We start from the raw sequence: 17,998 nt of genomic DNA, 5'->3' as shown, positions 1-17,998 counted from the left end.
TGGCCATTATTCTTTAAAGTTATTGCCATCGGGCGGCACGTTGAGAATTTGTAACGCGCCCTTCATTATTTCTGAAAACACTGGGCTGGCAACCGCGCCGCCATAGTACTGATCGCCTTGTGGCTCATTGATCACCACCACCAACGCGACGCGCGGGTTACTCACTGGCGCCGCACCAGCCGTCAAGGCAACGTATTCGTCACTATACCCACCGGCATCGGCTTTGCGCGACGTACCGGTTTTGGCAGCAATGCGATAACCAGGAACAGCGGCACGAACCGCAGAGCCACCTTTTTGTGTCACCGATTCAAGCATATCAAACACCATATCGGCATACTGAGGGCTCATCACTTGTCGCGCTTGACCACTTTTATTGCCTTTGATGATATGAATCGGCTCCAGTTTGCCATGATTGGCCAAGGTGGCATAAGCGTGGACTAATTGAATTGGCGTGACCGCAATACCATAGCCAAACGCCAAAGTGGCAATCTCAAAATCAGACCAACGTCGTTTAGAGGGAAAAATACCACTGGCTTCCCCCACCAAACTCAGCCCAGACACCTGACCAAGACCAACTGAGCTGTACATGCCGAGCAAGGCTTCAATTGGCATGCGTAAGGCTAAGGTGGCCACGCCAATGTTACTCGACTTCTTCAAAATGGTGCGCAAATCGGCTTTGCCGACTCGAGACGAATCGCGCACTCGACTGCCGCCGATACGCATAATGCCGTTGCCGGTATCAATCACAGTGTCTTTATCCGCAGCGCCGTTTTCCAACGCACTGACGACCACAAAGGGTTTCACCGTGGAACCGGGTTCTATCAAATCGGTGATCACGCGGTTGCGCATTTTAAAGCTTTGCCAATCGCTGCGATTATTGGGGTTATAAGACGGCGCATTGACCATAGCGAGTATTTCGCCGGTCTTGATGTCCATCATTACCGCCGAGCCCGAGGTCGCGCGATAATCGGCGACCGCTTGCTTCACCGCTCGATACGCAATCGCCTGTAACCTTTGATCTATGGTTAAATTAAGCGGTTTGCCCTCGCGGCGGTCTTCGTGGGAAATATTCTCGACCACTTGACCATAGCGGTCTTTGCGCACAGTCCGCTTGCCTTCTTCGCCGGTTAACCATTGATCGTAAGTTCGTTCGACCCCTTCAAGGCCGTGACCATCAATCCCGGTAACGCCAACCAAATGCGCACTGATTTCACCCGCGGGGTAGTAGCGACGCGACTCGCGTTTAAGCCCTACACCAGGCAATTTCAACTCGCGCACATAATTGGCCATCGGTTGACTCACTTGTCGTTGTAAGTAAATAAAACGGCGTGATTGATTGGCTTTAATTTTATCGATTAAGGCCTGACGGTCGAGTCCCAACACATCGGCAAGGGCAAACCAACGCTGTTGTTGACTTAGGGCGTTGGCTTTAAAAATGCTCACCGGATCGGCCCAAACCGCTTCGACAGGCACACTGACCGCTAAAGGTTCGCCATTGCGATCCGTGACATTACCGCGGTATGAAGGCAAGGCTTTAACCCTTACCGAACGCAAGTCACCTTGGCGAATCAAGTTGTCAGGCTCAATGATTTGAATGTAGGCCAAGCGCGCGACCAGAGCAATAAAAGCCAGCCCCACACAACCGATGAGTAAGTAATAACGCCAACGAATAAATAACGTACTTTGATTATCGCGACTCATGGCTCTTTCACCACCACTTCTTTATCGCCATCGGGGCGCTTCATCTCCAAATCCGCCTGGGCAATGGCTTGAACTCGGGTATGTTCTGCCAAGGCATTTTCCTCAATCATCAAGTTACGCCACTCACTGTCGAGGTGATCGCGCTCTTGTGACGATTGTTCTTTCATCGCCACCGCCTCTCGTGTGTGGTCGGTAGCAAACACCACCCCCATCGCACTGGCAAAAATAAACACCATCAACACCAAAGGAATACGACCAACGGTCAGTAAATCGACCGCGATCAACTTGGCTAAATTAGGGGCTTGAGCGGCGTTTTTTCGACTCATAGTTGTGGCATTTTTTCCGCAATTCTCAATACTGAGCTACGCGATCGTGGATTTTGCTCAACTTCCTGAGCGGTGGGTTTAATCGCTTTGCCGATGGCTTTGAGTTTGGCTTGGCCCAACTCGGCAATTTGCGCCTCAGTCAATGGGATACCGTGCGGCACACTTGGGCCTTGGCTTTCCTTGCGAATAAAGCGTTTTACCATGCGATCTTCTAGCGAGTGGAAACTGATGACCGACAAGCGCCCTTGTGGCGCGAGGATCTCAAGCCCGCCTTTCAAAGCGGTGTCAATTTCTTCTAATTCGCTATTGATATAGATGCGAAACGCCTGAAACGCGCGCGTGGCGGGGTGTTTTTTTTCTTTAAAGCTTTTGGGAGCGGCTTCAGAAATCAATTTTGCCAGTTGGCCGGTTCTCGTCAAAGGGGCTTTGTCTTCGTCTTCGCGATGGGCAACAATGGCTTTGGCAATGCGGCGGGCGTGTTTATCTTCACCAAACTCACGGATCACCCAAGTAATGTCGTCCAAATCCGCCTCGAGTAGCCACTGAGACACAGGCACACCGGTGCTGGGATCCATCCGCATGTCCAACGGGCCGTCTTTCATAAAACTAAAGCCGCGATCTGCATCGTCGAGTTGCGGTGATGACACCCCTAAATCCAACAAGACCCCATCGACCTTACCGTCTAAACCATACTGCTTTGCGTAGTCGGCGATCCCGGAAAAAGGGCCGTGAATAATGGTAAAACGAGGATCGTCGATTTTGCCCGCTTCGGCAATCGCTTGTGGATCGCGATCGATACTGTACAGACGGCCTTCGGGGCCTAACTGAGATAAAATGGTTCGGCTGTGGCCTCCGCGACCAAAAGTTCCGTCGATATAAATACCGTCTGGCTTAATAGCAAGGCCTTGAATGGATTCATTTAATAGCACGGATATGTGTTGGAAAGTCTCTGTCATCTTTATCTCATTCAATCTCGGGGCAAAAACCCATCTAGTGTACCGTTTTCAATTTCTCGTGCCACTATTTGAGTGGATTTGCGCCTGTTAGCTCTCAGTTTAAAATGCGCAAACCCTTTTTTCGTCAGTAAAAAGCAAAAAACCCACCATTAACAAGTAATGGTGGGTCTGCAATCGGTGGAGCCGACACATAAGCCGGGTTCTGTACCGTTTTCACGGTGGTAGCCATTCGTCTAGGCCAGTAATCGCTCACTGGCTCGAGCAACCTACCCGCTTCCTAACGCGAGCCACGCTGTGTGGAAGCCTATTTGGTCTTGCTCCGGGTGGAGTTTACCCTGCTACGAACTGTTGCCAGTCGCACGGTGCGCTCTTACCGCACCCTTTCACCCTTACCTGTGCCTAACGGCCATCGGCGGTTTTCTCTCTGCTGCACTTGTCGTAGGCTTGCGCCCCCCAGGCGTTACCTGGCACCCTGCTCTGTGGAGCCCGGACTTTCCTCCCCTTCATCAGTCTCCCCAATTTACATTGAGGACATCAATAAAGCAGCGACTACCCAGTCAACTCCGAGGCGAATACTAACGGCAAACCCCGTCACTGTCCAGCGCAGATAAGTAACCAAACACCAAGTGCTCAAAAAGCCAGCACTGGCGAATTAATTATCGGCCAAATGTTCGAGGCCCCATTTGTACAAGGCATTTTTTTTCAGCTGATACATCTCGGCGGTCACGGCGGCGGCTTTCTTTAACGGCAACTCTTCTTTTAAGCGCGTCAACAAACGCAACGCCGGTTCGGGGAACTCATCGGCAGCGTCCTCGCGAAAACCGTGAATTAACACCACTATCTCTCCGCGGCGTTGGTTTTCATCACTTTCAATCCAACGTTTTAGCTCGGCAAGCGGCTTGTTGACGATGGTTTCAAAGGTTTTGGTCAACTCTCTGGCAAAAGCCACTTCCCGATCAGGGCCCAATACCGCTAACATATCGTCAAGGGTATCGAGAATGCGATGGGGCGATTCGTAAAAAATACAAGTGCGTGAGACCTTTAAAATTTGCTGCAACTTATCCTGGCGTGCTTTACTCTTGGGAGGGAAAAAGCCTTCAAAGCTAAAACTATCGGAAGGCAACCCCGAGGCTGACAAGGCGGTCACCATGGCACAAGCACCGGGTAATGGCACAACTTTGACACCTGCTTGACGACATTGACTGACCAAATGATACCCTGGATCACTAATTAAAGGCGTGCCTGCATCTGAAACTAAAGCAATCGAACTGCCCGCTTGCAGTTTTTCCACCAAGACCTGAGCCTTTTGTTGCTCGTTGTGGTCATGCAGTGGGAAAGTTTTCGTGGCAATATTGAGATGTGCGAGCAGTTTACCCGTATGACGTGTGTCTTCTGCCGCGATGAGGTCGACGCTACTGAGAATCTCAACAGCCCGTTGTGTGATATCGGCCAAATTTCCGATTGGCGTAGGTACTATGTACAAACACGCTTCTTGATTTGGACAATTTTTTTGATCTGTCATTTGTTTACCATCACTTCAGCGATTAATATAAAGACAATTTGCAAAGAATTACAGAGAATTCATAGCTATGATGAACCATAAAAAACGCAGTGTACCACGCCTTTTAAGCTCAGTCGCTCTAGCCATTGCGCTGGCGGCTTGTTCTTCTAATCCGCAGCAAAGCGAAGGTCTCGACATCAGTGCACAGCCGACCCAGTCGGTTGAAAGTTATATGATCAAAGCCGACAGCTCAGAAGGCAGCCAACAAAGCGATTGGTTGATTTTAGCCGCCAAAGCCGCCCTTGCACAAGGCGACTGGCCATTGACGCAACGCCTGTTAGTGCGCATTAATCGCAGCCCAATGACCCCAGTGCAAAACGCTGAGTACTTACTCACTCAAGGGCAGCTCAACCTTGAGCAAGGCAACAATAAAGCGGTGGTAGACCAGTTGCGCTTTAACGCCGAGATGCCCATTAACCGCGAGCAACAACGTCGCTACCACACCATGAGAGCACAAGCGTTTCAAAACCTCGGTGACGCCTTTGCGACCAATCGCGAGTTAGTTGCCTTAAGCAGTTACGTCGATGAACAACAGCAAGCGCGCCTCGCCGAGCAAATCTGGAACAATTTTTCAGGTTTCAACCAACAACAACTCACTGAGCTGCCAGTAAAAGAGAGTGAAGACATTCTCGATGGCTGGGTGCAATTGGCCATTTACGTCAACACGCTCAACAACAATCTCAGTCAATTGCAAAATACGTTAAAACACTGGTTAGCCGAAAACTCAGCTCACCCGGCGGCTCGCTATACGCCCCAAGACATCGTTGATATTTTGGACATGAAGATCGTACGTCCAAAACACACGGCTTTACTCTTGCCTTTAACGGGCAAATACGCCCCCCAAGCCAAATTGATCCGCGACGGCTTTATCTTTGCCATGACCAATGACCAAAATCGCGATCCCGAGGCATCGGTGTCGGTGATCGACACCAATTTGTACTCCGCAGCAAAAATTAAACAGACCTTACTTGAAAACAATATTGACTTTGTCGTCGGCCCGCTGACCAAAGACAAAGTTGTAGAGTTGCAACAAGCCATGGCAACAGACAACACGCAAATCGCGGCCCTCGCGTTGAACATTCCCGATCAAACCGACCCTGGGTTACAAATGTGCTACCTGTCACTGTCGCCAGAACAAGAAGCCTCTCAAGCGGCTAAGCATTTGTTCAAACAAGGTTATCGCTACCCGATGATCATCACGCCTAAAGGCAGTTTTGGTCAACGTGTCAGCCAAGCTTTTGACAAAGAATGGCAAAAACTCAGTGACACGCCGGTCGCCAGCGAAAGCTTTGGCGATACTCGCAGCTTGCAACGCGACATCAATAAAGCCTTTGGCCTGCAAGACAGTCGTCAGCGTATCGCGTTGATCGAACGCCTAGTCAACCAGCCATTAGAGACTCAAGCCCGCAGCCGCCGCGATGTCGACGCCGTTTATATCGTTTCACGCAGTTCGGAGCTGACCTTGATCAAGCCCTTCATCGATGTGGCCGTCAACCCCGATGCCAAACCGCCAAAATTGTTTGCCAGCTCGCGCAGCAACGACGGCTCGCCAAGTTACGAAGATCTGTCTAACGTCAGCTACAGCGACATTCCGCTTCTCATTACTCCTGACCAAAACGTCAAACAGCAAATGAGTGAATTGTGGGGCCAACAATCCAACATGCAAAAGCGCCTCGAAGCCCTAGGGATGGACGCTTATTCTTTGCTTGATGAACTGCCGCAAATGAAGGTTGTGAATGGACATACTTTCCAAGGTCAAACCGGCTTGCTCAGTTTAGGTACCGATTGTGTCATCGACCGTGAGCTAACCTGGTCTCAATTTAATGACTAGCCAGGGACGTGACATTGGTCACTCCTACGAAGGCGTTGCTCGCCAGTATCTAGAGCGGCAAGGCCTTCGCTGTTTAGCACAAAACTTTCAGTGCAAAATGGGCGAAATTGACCTGATATGCCAACAAGGCGATACGGTGATCTTTGTCGAAGTAAAATATCGCCAACACCAGCAGTTTGGTCATGCCGCCGAGATGGTCACGGCAAGTAAAGCGAAAAAAATCATTCGTTGCGCGCATTTTTGGCTCACAAAACAAGGGCTAAATGTGTATCATCAAGCAATGCGTTTTGATGTGGTTGCCATTCACCAACAAGGCAAACACATCGATTGGATCACTAATGCAATAACTCAGGATTGATCAATGCTCGACAGCATTAAAGACAGCTTTACCGAAAGTATTCAAATTCAGATTGCCGCAGCCGAAGCTCTGCCCGATGCGATCATGCACGCGGCGCAATCGATGGTCACGTGCCTACTCAATGGCAACAAAATACTCTGCGTCGGCAATGGCGGCTCGGCAGCCAATGCCCAACAATTTGCTTCGTGCTTATTAAATCGCTTTGAAACCGAAAGACCGAGCCTGCCCGCACTCGCGTTGACCACAGATACCACCACCCTCACTGCCATTACTAATGACTACCAATACAACGAAGCTTTTTCCAAGCAAGTGCGTGCATTAGGCCACCCCGGTGATATTCTGTTGGCCATTTCCACCAGTGGCAACAGTCAAAACGTCATTAAAGCAATGGAAGCGGCCGTGTCTCGCGATATGAATATCATCGCCTTAACCGGTAAAGACGGCGGTGAAATGGCCGGTTTACTCGGCGAGAATGACGTTGAAATTCGCATTCCTTCAGAGCGGACCGTTCGAATTCACGAAGTCCAAATGGTCACCTTGCACTGCTTGTGTGATTTAATTGACCAAGTTCTCTTCCCAACACACGAGGATTAACTATGTGGCGCTTTCTCGCAGCAGTTTTATTGAGTTTACACCTGACCGGGTGTGCCGGGATATTTCTCGCCGGTGCCGCAACCACCGTCAATGTGGTGACCGACAAGCGAACAACCCAAGAAATTTGGCAAGACAAAAACCTGGAACTCGACATCGTCGCGATCGGTAACAAAGCGCCATACAATTACAAAGTTCGATTAGTCGCCGCTTCCTATCAAGGCAATGTGGTGTTACTCGGCCAAGCCCCAACCCAGGCCATCAAGCAAGAAATTGGCACTAAGGTTCGTGAATTATCCGGAGTTAAAAACCTCAATAACGAACTCAAAATTCAAGAGCCCTTGCCTTTATCCGGCATTAGCGAAGACACGTGGATCACCACCAAAATCAAATCTCAGTTACTCACTAACTCGGATTTAAACGGGGTAAAAATCCGCGTGATCACCGAAGATAACGAAGTCTACCTCTTTGGTTACGTCACCGAGCAGCAAGCTCAAATTGCCACTGACATTGCGCGTAATGTTTCTGGGGTTAACAAAGTGGTGCGGGCTTTCCAATACGGGCAAGCCGAGGCCGTCCCTATTGAGCAGCTTCAGGCCGAGCCAGCAAGCGCGCCACCAGAGGCACAAACCAACGACGTTGACGAGCAAGCCGACAGCGCCGATCAAGAAGTACAGATCTTCACCTATCAATAACACGACATCCGTCATCCAATCGCCACTGCCGATACGCAGTGGCTTTTTTATCTCTGCGACAAACTAAGACACCCATAGACAAACTAGGACACCCAGCGCGTGAAACAAGTCATACCAATCGGATTAAGTTTGTGAAGAGTGACAGCGCAGGAAAGAGCTTGAGAACAAGGTAAACCTTTTCTGATCAAAAACGAAATCTAAATCGTTATTCTCCATGTTATTTTCTTAACGACGTGATCAAGTTTTCTAACCCGCGATTGAGTAAGATTACTATCAGTCGCTGCCGCTCTTTTTCTTCGCTCTAGCAGAGCGCTCAGGCGATTTGTTGTTCCTTCATTTAAAGTGGCTTTGCGCTTTCATCAGACCAAAAAAAAACAGCACATCAGGTGCTGTTTTTTAACTCGCTATCGGGACTTACTTGACCACACGTAGGCTGGGTTTACCTTTTTTCGGTGGCTCTGCCGGTGGCTCGCTGTCATCGGGAACATCACCATCGGTTACCGTTAGGTTCACACTTGGCGAGTCCTCTTCTAGCAGGCTATCGATCAGACCCTCCTCAATATCGAGGTAAGCATCTTCAGGCTCAAACATGGTTCCAGCGCCGTTTTCACGCGCGTAAATCGCCTGAATCGCATACATAGGCACAATCACATTATGTGGACGACCACCAAAACGAGCATTAAAACTGATGGTGTCGTTACCAAGCTCTAAGTTACCAACCGCACGAGGCGCAATATTCAGCACAATTTGCCCATCTTGGACAAACTCTTCTGGCACTCGTACGCCCGGCAAGGTCGCTTGAACCACTAAGTGAGGAGTCAAATCATTATTCACGAGCCAATCATAATATGCTCTGAGCATATATGGGCGTCGTGGTGTCATGTTTTCTATATCCATAATCCCAATCGCGCTTAGCGCATTAATCGCATTTCACGTTCAGCTTCGGTCAATGACGCCAAAAATGAATCGCGGTCGAACACGCGGTTCATGTAATTTTTGATTTCTTTTGCATTCGCGGTAGGCAAATCGATACCGTATTCCGGTAAACGCCACAATAGCGGAGCAAGGAAACAATCGACCAAGCTGAACTCTTCGCTCATAAAGTATTCGTATTCCTTGAACACAGGCTCCAAACCAATCAACTCTTCACGCAACTGCGCACGAGCCTTATCCGCCTCTTCCATTGACCCTTTTTCAATCGCATAAGCCAACTTGTACCAATCGCGCTCGATGCGGTACATCATTTTACGGCTGTTACCACGAGCGACCGGGTAAACGGGCATCAGGGGTGGATGAGGGAAACGCTCGTCCAAGTATTCCATGATGATTTTTGAATCGTAAAGCATCAACTCGCGATCAACCAAGGTTGGAATAGAGCCGTATGGGTTACCTGGTTTCAACTCAGCAGGTAATTGACCTTGTTCGGTTAATTCAACCTCAACACTGACCCCTTTTTCCGCCAGTACAATGCGAACCTGATGGCTGTATAAATCCGTCGCACTTGAAAATAGAGTCATAACAGAACGTTTGTTGGCAGCAATCGCCATGGAGCCCTCCAGAACACACTTTAGAATTGGAAGTTAATCTTCCAAAAAATTATTTTATTTTAGCAGGTAATAATAGCATATTTCATGTTCAACAAGCCACAACTACCTGACGAAGAAATGCCATTTAACTTGACATCAATACACAAACAATGTTTGACAACCAAGCCAATTGCCGAGCCTGTTCGCGCATCGGTTGTTGTAAAGCAGAACAGGAACAGAAAGACACCATCGCTAAAACGTTTGTGAAAGGATGATTTGAGAGGAGACATTGAGCACGAGAGATAATAAAAAAGCCCGGCATAAGCCGAGCTTTTGAACCACAACCCAAAGGGTTGAAACGCAATCGCGAAGATTAACGTTTTGAGAACTGTGGACGACGACGTGCTTTACGTAGACCAACTTTCTTACGCTCAACGCGACGAGCATCACGAGTTACATAACCCGCTGCGCGTAGTGCTGGACGTAGAGACTCATCGTACTCCATAAGAGCACGAGTGATACCGTGACGAATTGCACCCGCTTGACCAGAGATACCACCACCAGAAACAGTGATGTATAGGTCTAGCTTCTCAGTCATTTCAACAAGCTCAAGAGGTTGTTTAACAACCATACGAGAAGTTGGACGACCGAAGTACTCATCAAGGCTACGCTTGTTGATTACGATGTTACCGCTGCCTGGTTTAATGAAAACACGTGCAGCTGAGCTTTTGCGACGGCCAGTGCCGTAGTATTGATTCTCTGCCATTTTCGAAATCCCCAATTAGATGTCTAGTACTTTAGGTTGTTGAGCAACATGGTTGTGCTCAGCGCCCGCGTAAACTTTTAGCTTACGGTACATAGCACGGCCAAGAGGACCACGTGGTAACATACCTTTGATTGCAAGCTCAAGAGCCATCTCAGGCTTGTGATCAATTAACTTTTCGAAAGTCATTGATTTTAGGCCGCCAGGGAACTCAGTGTGACGGTAGTACACTTTGTTTTTTGCTTTGTTACCAGTTACAGCTACTTTCTCTGCGTTTACAACAACGATGTAATCGCCAGTGTCAACGTGAGGAGTGTATTCTGCTTTGTGTTTGCCACGTAGGCGAGATGCAATTTCACTTGCTAGACGACCAAGAGTTTTACCTTCTGCGTCTACAACATACCAGTCGCGTTTTACAGTTTCTGGTTTAGCAACGAAAGTTTTCATGCTAATAATAACCCGTTTGTTAAATTTTACACTTAAAGGAGCTCTTATGCTCCCACTGTCTAAGAGCCCATTCATCACCCCTTCGAGTGGTTGGCACTCTCGGCATGGTTAAAAAAACCAGCCTGCAGTAACGGTGGGTCGCAGGATTATAGAGAAGTGCGCAGAAAAAATCATCTTTTTTTACTAAAAAATCGGATTTTTTCTGCCCGATGATAAAGAGTGCCGTGTGCCCCCCAGTGCCGATTACTGGAGTGACAAATGTCCTTGGTGTAAATAGTCTTTGCTTTGCATCTCAATCAACCGAGATTGGCAACGCTGAAACTCAAACGCCAAGCGGCCTCCTTGGTACAGTTGTGTGAGCGCCACTTGTGCCGACATCATCAACACCACATTACATTCATAGAACTCGTCAACCAAGGCAATGAATCGACGCGCGGCATCATCGACCTTTTCATCCATCGCAATCACATCCACCAGCAGTACGGTGTGATAGCGCTTCGCCAATTCGATGTAATCGTTTTGACTGCGCGCCGTTTGACAAAGCTGAGCAAAACTGGCCATTAACACCCCTTTTTCAGCGCCTAATACCTCGAGTTGACGATGGTTGATGTCCACCACCGCCCCTTGTTGAGGCACCCTTGTTTGAGTTAGGGATTGAAACGTGTCTTTAAGCTGTTGTTCGGCAGCGTCATCTAAAGGCCAGTGATAAATCTCCGCTTGTTCTAAGGTTCGCAGGCGATAGTCGACGCCGCTGTCGACGTTCATGACTTGACAGCGCTGCTTAATAAGCTCAATCGCTGGTAAGAACCTCGCTCGCTGTAAACCATTGCGGTACAGGTTTTCTGGTTCGATGTTTGACGTCGCCACTAACACCATATCCTCGGCAAACATGGCTTCAAACAGAGTGCCTAAAATCATCGCATCAGTAATATCAGACACGAAGAATTCATCAAAACAAATGATGTCGGCTTGTTGTTTAAAGCGCTTAGCAACGGTTAACAAGGGATCCACTTGGTCTTTTAAAAGGCCGAGCTCGTGATGCACTTTTTGCATAAAGTGATGAAAGTGAACTCGGGTTTTACGCTCGTTGGGCAAAGACTCAAAAAACACATCCATCAAGTAGGTTTTGCCACGGCCAACCCCTCCCCAAAAGTACAGCCCCAACGGCGCTTTAGGAGCGGGGGGTGTTTTGCGCCACAAACGGCTCACTCCTTTGGGTTTTTCCGGTATCGGTTGCTGCCAATACTCGACCATTTGCTGGTAAAGCTGCTCTAATGCCAACACCGCTTGCTGTTGCGTTTCGTCGGCGTGAAAACCGTTGTGTTCGATATCGTGCTGATAGTGTGTTAGTGGGGTCATTGTTACGCCATGTCACCAAATGAAAAGTGTGATAATCAAAGCGGACAACGCAATAAACGTCTCGCAGTGAGACCCCATGAGCTTGCCGTAGACATAAAAATAAACAAGAAGCGTCACCCAAGCGCGCCCCCTTACTCATTTCTATCGCCACACAAGCATTTGTGAGATCCACACAACAGCTTACGTTATTTTGCTTTATCGCCTATTTCAGCCATAGTAACATGCTCTTTCGCTGTGTGTAACTTTGCAGAAAACAGACTGTTAACAACAAATATAAGGAGCAGTTATGCCTTGGATGTACGCCCTGATCGGCCTGTTGGTAGGCACCCTATTCGGAATCTTAATCACCCGTGTCGCCAGCCCGCAATACCGCAAACAAAAAGACATCAACAAAGAATTGGAAACCGCGAAATACGCGCTAGAACAGCAACGCCAAGAGTTGGCTGATCACTTTGCCGAAACCGCTGAAATGTTAGACGGCCTAGACAAGCAGCAGCGCAAACTGCACCAACACATGGTCTCTGGCGTGAAAGAGCTATTGCCAAATCTGCCAGCCCAAGACAACCCATTTGACAAAAAGGCCGCCCCTGAAGCAAGTCAAGCGGAAGAAGAACCCTCAGAAGCACCTCAAAGCGAGCTCGACCCCGCTTTAACCGAGACCGGTGAAGACAAATCGGCAAGCAGCGATGAAATCAGCGTTCAGCCCAAAGATTATTCTGGTGACGAGCCCGATAGCGACAACAATAAAACAAATGCCTCTTCCAAAGCCAAATCGTAACCAATCACACCGTTTAAGGCACTCTGTCAGCGTAAAGTGAACTTTTGCTTTACGCTTAGGTCATAATCTTCGACTGCCTATTGAAAACAGTGACTCCAGCCAATATGAATAGGACTAGGCCCCCATTTATGATTGGCTTATTTCCAAGACTGGCAATAGGCTCCACCTTGAGAGGAGTGTTAGGATGAAAAAACCTTTACTTGTATTAACGGCCTTATCTCTGAGTTTGTCTGCCGCTTTGGCCCCAGTGACCACCCAAGCCGCCATTCCCAACAATATTAATGGCCAGGCCATGCCTAGCTTGGCGCCGATGCTGGAGAAGGTCACACCGGCGGTTGTGAGTATCGCCGTTGAAGGCAAACAGATTGAACGCAGTAAGATTCCAGATCAGTTCCGCTTTTTCTTTGGTCCAGACTTTCCAACCGAGCAAGTTCAAGAGCGGCCGTTTCGCGGCTTAGGCTCTGGTGTTGTGATCGATGCCAAACAGCGCTTAATCGTGACTAACTACCACGTGGTCAAAGGCGCTAACTCCATCAAGGTCCAATTACACGATGGACGTGAATATCAAGGCGAGGTGATTGGCAGTGATGAGATGTCTGATATTGCCCTGGTTAAATTAGACAAAAAAGCCAAAAACCTCACCGCGATAAAGATGGCCGACTCCGACAGCTTGCGCGTCGGTGACTTTTCTGTCGCGATTGGCAACCCCTTTGGCTTGGGGCAAACTGTGACCTCGGGGATTGTTTCAGCACTCGGTCGCAGCGGGCTCAACATCGAAAACTTTGAAAACTTTATCCAAACCGACGCCGCCATCAACAGCGGTAATTCCGGTGGCGCATTGGTCAACCTCAATGGCGAGTTGATCGGCATTAACACCGCCATCTTAGGCCCAAGCGGTGGTAACGTCGGTATCGGTTTTGCCATCCCATCGAACATGGTAAAAAACCTCACCGAACAAATCCTTGAATTTGGTGAAGTGAAACGCGGTTTACTCGGCGTACAAGGGGGTGAAATCACCAATGCGCTCGCCGATGCGATTGGCTATGATTCCAGTCACGGTGCATTTGTAAACCAAGTCGTGCCCGACAGCGCTGCCGATAAAGCGGGGCTAAAAGCCGGTGATATTATTACTTCACTCAACGGCAAATCCATCGATAGCTTCGCCGAGTTACGCGCCAAAGTGGCCACCTTAGGCGCAGGCAAAGAGATTGAAATTGGCGTGGTTCGCGATGGCAAACAAAGAACCTTTGAAGTGACCTTAGGTGAAGCCACCAGCACCAAAGCCGACGCGTCCAAAATGCACGAAGGCTTACAAGGGGCGGAGCTGAGCAATACCACCTCGAGCGATCCTATCCAAGGGGTGAAAGTCACCAATGTGGCAAAAGACTCACCAGCGCAGCGCTACCAACTGGAAAAAGACGACATCATCATCGGTGTTAACCGCCAACGCGTGAAAAACATCGCCGATTTTCGCAAGGTGGTTGAAAACAACGACGGCGTATTGGCCTTGAATATTCAACGCGGTCAGCGTCAGATATACCTCGTCATCCAATAAACTGAAAATTCATCACTTTTAGGGCAACCAACCCAGGTTGCCCTTTTCTTCTTTCCCATGGTAATGGTATTCTCTAAACCTTCGAGCCCACCAGGGCAGAATTGTTGGAGACCTCATGTTCAAGTTTTTTCTGCGTTCCATTGCCCTTGGCCTCGCTACCGCGTTAATTCTTTTATTGGCAATGCCCAATTTAAGGCATGAGATCCGATCGCCAGAGCCCGTCGAAGCGCCAGGTGATATCAGCACGCTGCAAGTGTCCTACAATCAAGCCGTGCGCAATGCTGCCCCTGCCGTGGTCAACATTTACAGCCGAAAATACTCGGAAAACGATCACAGCCAATTGCTCACTCAAGGGTTAGGCTCCGGTGTCATTGTCAGCGAAAAAGGCTACATCATTACCAATTACCACGTAATTGCTCAAGCCGATCAAATCGTGGTCGCACTGCAAGATGGTCGCGTCGCCGCGGCGCAGTTAATTGGCGTAGACAAACGCACCGACATCGCGGTGTTGTTGATCGCAGGTGACAACCTCCCCGTCATCCCTTTAAACCCCAACTTACAGGCGAAAGTCGGCGACGTCGTGCTCGCCATTGGCAACCCCTATAACCTAGGGCAAACCACCACATTTGGGATCATTTCGGCGACCGGTCGCTCTTCGATCAGCGCAGACCGTCGCCAAGCCTTTATTCAAACCGATGCGGCCATCAACGAAGGTAACTCCGGTGGGGCACTGGTCAACAGCAAAGGCGAATTGGTCGGCATTAATACGGCGTCGTTTCAACAAGCGACCGATATGGAAACCTACGGGATTTCGTTTGCCATTCCCTATAACCTTGCTAACAAGATCATGCAAAAAATTATTGCCGATGGCCGGGTGATCCGCGGTTATATCGGTATTGATGGCCGAGACATTAACGCCGTCACCGCCCGCTTGATTGGCGATGACCATCTAGGTGGGATCATTGTCGATGGCGTTGACCCCAACAGCCCGGCCAACCAAGCCGGATTTAAAGCGCAAGACATTATCATTGCCATCAACGACACCAAAATTCAAGGTCGCCAAATGGTTATGGACATGGTGACCGACTTACGCCCTGGCACTCAAGTTAAGGTCACCGTGATCCGCCAAGGCAAAGAGTTAGTCCTACCGGTGACAATCGGTGAACTGCCAGAAAATTAATTATCGACCTCTCTGCTTTCTGCTAACCGATAACCAAAAAAACGCCCTGTTGGCATGACCAAACAGGGCGTTTTATCAAGGCTCGCAGAATAAGCGGCTGGGCGATTACTCTAGCTCAGCATCCGCTAAATCTATCTCTACATCCGTCACACGCTGTAAACCTCTTGGCAACAAGCCGCCGCGACGACCGCGTTCACCGCGATAGCCTTCTAAATCACTCGCCTTAAGGCCCAGCTTTCGCTTACCTGCGTGCAGGGTGAGCTGCGCATTCGCCGGCAAAACAAAGAGATGCGACAGATACTCTTCACGCGCTTTCGATTTAGCGGCCGGGATATTAATGATCTTATTGCCCTTGCCTTTACTGAGTGTCGGCAAGTCTTTGAGAGGGAAGATCAGCATCCGACCTTGATTGGTAATCGCAACAATATCATCGCTCTCCAAATCGTTGATGTTGACCGGCAACATGACTTCGGCGTTGGCCGGCAAGGTAACCAGCGCTTTACCATTGCGATTTTTCGACACCAAATCCTCTGCCACACAGACAAAGCCGTAACCCGCGTCACTGCCCACCAACCATTTTTGCTCGGGTTCAGACATAATGACATGGCGAATACTGCTGCCTTGTGAAATGTTCAAACGCCCGGTGATCGGCTCACCTTGGCTGCGAGCCGACGGCAGAGAATGCGATTCAAGGGCATAACTTCGTCCATCATTACCCAAGAAAATAGCCGGCTGATTGCTCTTGCCTCGCGCGTGAGACAAGTACTGATCGCCAGACTTAAAGCTCAATCCACTTGGGTCAAGTTCGTGGCCTTTGGCGTGGCGAACCCAACCTTTGTCTGATAACACCACGGTGACGGGCTCACTTGGGATCAAATCGCGCTCGGTCAACGCTTTGGCTTCGGCACGCTCGACAATCGGCGAACGGCGATCGTCGCCATACTTATCGGCATCGGCTTTGATTTCTTTTTTCAGCAAGGTGTTTAAACGGCGCTCAGAGCCGAGTAACTGCTCGAGTTTTTCACGCTCTTTTTCCAGTTCATCTTGCTCGCCGCGCAGCTTCATTTCTTCTAATTTGGCTAAGTGGCGCAACTTGGTATCAAGAATCGCATCCGCTTGGATCTCAGACAAACCAAAACGCGCCATTAAGACCGCTTTGGGATCGTCTTCGGTGCGGATGATCTCAATCACTTCATCTAAGTTGAGGTAGGCAACCAACAAACCTTCTAAGATGTGTAATCTCGCCATCACTTTATCAAGGCGATACTGCAAACGGCGGCGCACCGTCGCGCGGCGATAGTCGATCCATTCGAGTAAGATTTCCGTTAAGCCTTTGACTTGCGGCCGGTTGTCTAGCCCGATCATATTCAGGTTAACGCGATAGTTTTTCTCAAGGTCGGTCGAGGCGAACAAGTGATTCATCAGCATATCACTGTCGGTCTTTTTCGACTTGGGAACGATCACGATACGGGTGGGGTTTTCGTGATCAGATTCGTCGCGCAGATCGTCCACCATTGGCAACTTTTTGGCGCGCATTTGGCTGGCGATTTGCTCGAGTAACTTTGACCCCGACACCTGATGTGGGATCGCCGTGATCACGATCTCCTCGCCTTCTTTATGCCACACTGCACGCATTTTAATGCTGCCGCGCCCAGTGCGATACATTTTCTCGATATCGGCCGGCGGTGAGATAATCTCAGCTTGGGTCGGATAATCAGGGCCTTGAACAAAACCCATCACCTCTTCAAGGGTCGACTTGGGTTTGTCGATCAAATGAATCGTCGCCTCTGCCACTTCGCGCACATTGTGCGGCGGAATGTCCGTGGCCATACCAACGGCAATCCCCGTCACGCCATTGAGCAAAATGTGGGGCAAGCGAGCCGGTAACATTTCGGGCTCTTTCATGGTGCCATCAAAGTTAGGCTGCCATTCAACCGTCCCTTGGCCTAATTCGCCGAGCAACACTTCGGAAAATTTTGACAACTTGGCCTCGGTATAACGCATGGCGGCAAACGACTTAGGGTCATCCGGCGCGCCCCAGTTTCCTTGCCCATCGACTAAGGGATAGCGGTATGAGAAGGGTTGCGCCATCAAGACCATGGCTTCGTAACAAGCCGAGTCCCCGTGCGGGTGGTATTTACCCAATACGTCACCCACGGTACGCGCCGACTTTTTGTACTTAGCCGAGGCAGAAAGCCCCAACTCCGACATCGCGTAAATAATGCGTCGCTGTACCGGCTTTAAGCCATCGCCAATGTAGGGCAAAGCGCGGTCCATAATGACATACATCGAATAATTGAGGTACGCATCCTCAGTGAATTTGCGCAGTGGCAATTGCTCTACGCCATCGTAATTGATTTCCGTCGACATA

General features: G+C 49.4%; 17 protein-coding genes and 1 other RNA gene. 7 read left to right on the top strand and 11 right to left on the bottom strand.

The window, feature by feature from the left end; all coding sequences use genetic code 11:
* Positions 1–6 precede the first annotated feature (6 nt).
* The 5 genes from AB0763_RS03430 to rsmI form a co-directional block, all read right to left on the bottom strand.
* Complete coding sequence (locus AB0763_RS03430) at positions 7–1,701, bottom strand: penicillin-binding transpeptidase domain-containing protein (RefSeq protein ID WP_306101152.1); 1,695 nt, start codon at positions 1,699–1,701, stop codon at positions 7–9.
* Positions 1,698–2,027 carry a cell division protein FtsL gene (gene ftsL, locus AB0763_RS03425; RefSeq protein WP_306101151.1) on the bottom strand — a complete coding sequence of 110 codons (330 nt, stop codon included), beginning with the start codon at positions 2,025–2,027 and terminating at the stop codon, positions 1,698–1,700. Before ftsL ends, AB0763_RS03430 begins: the two co-directional genes overlap by 4 nt.
* Positions 2,024–2,983, bottom strand: a complete 960-nt coding sequence (gene rsmH, locus AB0763_RS03420) for a 16S rRNA (cytosine(1402)-N(4))-methyltransferase RsmH (protein WP_306101150.1) — start codon at positions 2,981–2,983, stop codon at positions 2,024–2,026. Before rsmH ends, ftsL begins: the two co-directional genes overlap by 4 nt.
* 175 nt (positions 2,984–3,158) lie before the next feature.
* Positions 3,159–3,548, bottom strand: an RNA gene (gene rnpB / locus AB0763_RS03415) — RNase P RNA component class A.
* 87 nt (positions 3,549–3,635) lie between these two features.
* Positions 3,636–4,505 carry a 16S rRNA (cytidine(1402)-2'-O)-methyltransferase gene (rsmI, locus tag AB0763_RS03410; protein WP_306101149.1) on the bottom strand — a complete coding sequence of 290 codons (870 nt, stop codon included), beginning with the start codon at positions 4,503–4,505 and terminating at the stop codon, positions 3,636–3,638.
* Between the two features lie 67 nt (positions 4,506–4,572).
* Here rsmI and AB0763_RS03405 point away from each other — a divergent pair, with 67 nt between their 5' ends.
* The 4 genes from AB0763_RS03405 to AB0763_RS03390 are packed head-to-tail and all read left to right on the top strand — an operon-like array spanning position 4,573 to position 8,019.
* On the top strand, positions 4,573–6,375 hold the full coding sequence (locus tag AB0763_RS03405) for a penicillin-binding protein activator (protein ID WP_306101148.1): 1,803 nt from the start codon (positions 4,573–4,575) through the stop codon (positions 6,373–6,375).
* Positions 6,368–6,733, top strand: coding sequence for a YraN family protein (locus AB0763_RS03400; protein WP_306101147.1), 366 nt, complete (start codon positions 6,368–6,370; stop codon positions 6,731–6,733). The genes AB0763_RS03405 and AB0763_RS03400 overlap by 8 nt, the downstream gene beginning before the upstream one ends.
* A 3-nt stretch (positions 6,734–6,736) precedes the next feature.
* On the top strand, positions 6,737–7,327 hold the full coding sequence (locus tag AB0763_RS03395) for a phosphoheptose isomerase (protein ID WP_306101146.1): 591 nt from the start codon (positions 6,737–6,739) through the stop codon (positions 7,325–7,327).
* Between the two features lie 2 nt (positions 7,328–7,329).
* The gene (locus tag AB0763_RS03390; protein WP_306101145.1) at positions 7,330–8,019 is read left to right on the top strand and encodes a BON domain-containing protein; all 690 of its coding nucleotides are present in this window, start codon (positions 7,330–7,332) and stop codon (positions 8,017–8,019) included.
* A 414-nt stretch (positions 8,020–8,433) separates the two neighbouring features.
* Here the strand turns inward: AB0763_RS03390 and sspB are convergent, their stop codons facing one another.
* From sspB to zapE, 5 genes are all read right to left on the bottom strand, one after another.
* Positions 8,434–8,916, bottom strand: a complete 483-nt coding sequence (sspB, locus tag AB0763_RS03385) for a ClpXP protease specificity-enhancing factor (protein ID WP_306101144.1) — start codon at positions 8,914–8,916, stop codon at positions 8,434–8,436.
* Positions 8,917–8,930: 14 nt separating this feature from the next.
* Positions 8,931–9,566 carry a stringent starvation protein SspA gene (gene sspA, locus AB0763_RS03380; protein WP_306101143.1) on the bottom strand — a complete coding sequence of 212 codons (636 nt, stop codon included), beginning with the start codon at positions 9,564–9,566 and terminating at the stop codon, positions 8,931–8,933.
* Between the two features lie 352 nt (positions 9,567–9,918).
* Complete coding sequence (gene rpsI, locus AB0763_RS03375; protein WP_306101142.1) at positions 9,919–10,311, bottom strand: 30S ribosomal protein S9; 393 nt, start codon at positions 10,309–10,311, stop codon at positions 9,919–9,921.
* Positions 10,312–10,326: 15 nt separating this feature from the next.
* Positions 10,327–10,755, bottom strand: coding sequence for a 50S ribosomal protein L13 (gene rplM / locus AB0763_RS03370; RefSeq protein WP_306101141.1), 429 nt, complete (start codon positions 10,753–10,755; stop codon positions 10,327–10,329).
* A 243-nt stretch (positions 10,756–10,998) separates the two neighbouring features.
* Positions 10,999–12,114: a cell division protein ZapE gene (zapE, locus tag AB0763_RS03365; RefSeq protein ID WP_306101140.1), complete on the bottom strand. Its 1,116-nt coding sequence runs from the start codon at positions 12,112–12,114 to the stop codon at positions 10,999–11,001.
* 286 nt (positions 12,115–12,400) lie between these two features.
* Between zapE and AB0763_RS03360 the strand changes: the two genes are divergently transcribed.
* The 3 genes from AB0763_RS03360 to degS all read left to right on the top strand — a co-directional run bounded on the left by AB0763_RS03360 (position 12,401) and on the right by degS (position 15,627).
* Complete coding sequence (locus AB0763_RS03360) at positions 12,401–12,892, top strand: DUF1043 family protein (protein WP_306101139.1); 492 nt, start codon at positions 12,401–12,403, stop codon at positions 12,890–12,892.
* Positions 12,893–13,076: 184 nt separating this feature from the next.
* Positions 13,077–14,447, top strand: a complete 1,371-nt coding sequence (locus AB0763_RS03355; protein WP_306101138.1) for a DegQ family serine endoprotease — start codon at positions 13,077–13,079, stop codon at positions 14,445–14,447.
* A gap of 115 nt (positions 14,448–14,562) precedes the next feature.
* Positions 14,563–15,627, top strand: coding sequence for an outer membrane-stress sensor serine endopeptidase DegS (gene degS / locus AB0763_RS03350; protein WP_306101137.1), 1,065 nt, complete (start codon positions 14,563–14,565; stop codon positions 15,625–15,627).
* A 105-nt stretch (positions 15,628–15,732) separates the two neighbouring features.
* Here degS and parC read toward each other — a convergent pair whose 3' ends face one another.
* Complete coding sequence (gene parC, locus AB0763_RS03345) at positions 15,733–17,997, bottom strand: DNA topoisomerase IV subunit A (protein ID WP_306101136.1); 2,265 nt, start codon at positions 17,995–17,997, stop codon at positions 15,733–15,735.
* Between the last annotated feature and the right edge of the window lies 1 nt (position 17,998).

Origin of the sequence: Vibrio sp. HB236076 (assembly GCF_040957575.1) — a bacterium.
Taxonomy (GTDB): Bacteria; Pseudomonadota; Gammaproteobacteria; order Enterobacterales; family Vibrionaceae; genus Vibrio.
Note: the sequence above shows the minus strand (reverse complement) of the source record. Positions and strands in the feature narration are given on the sequence as shown.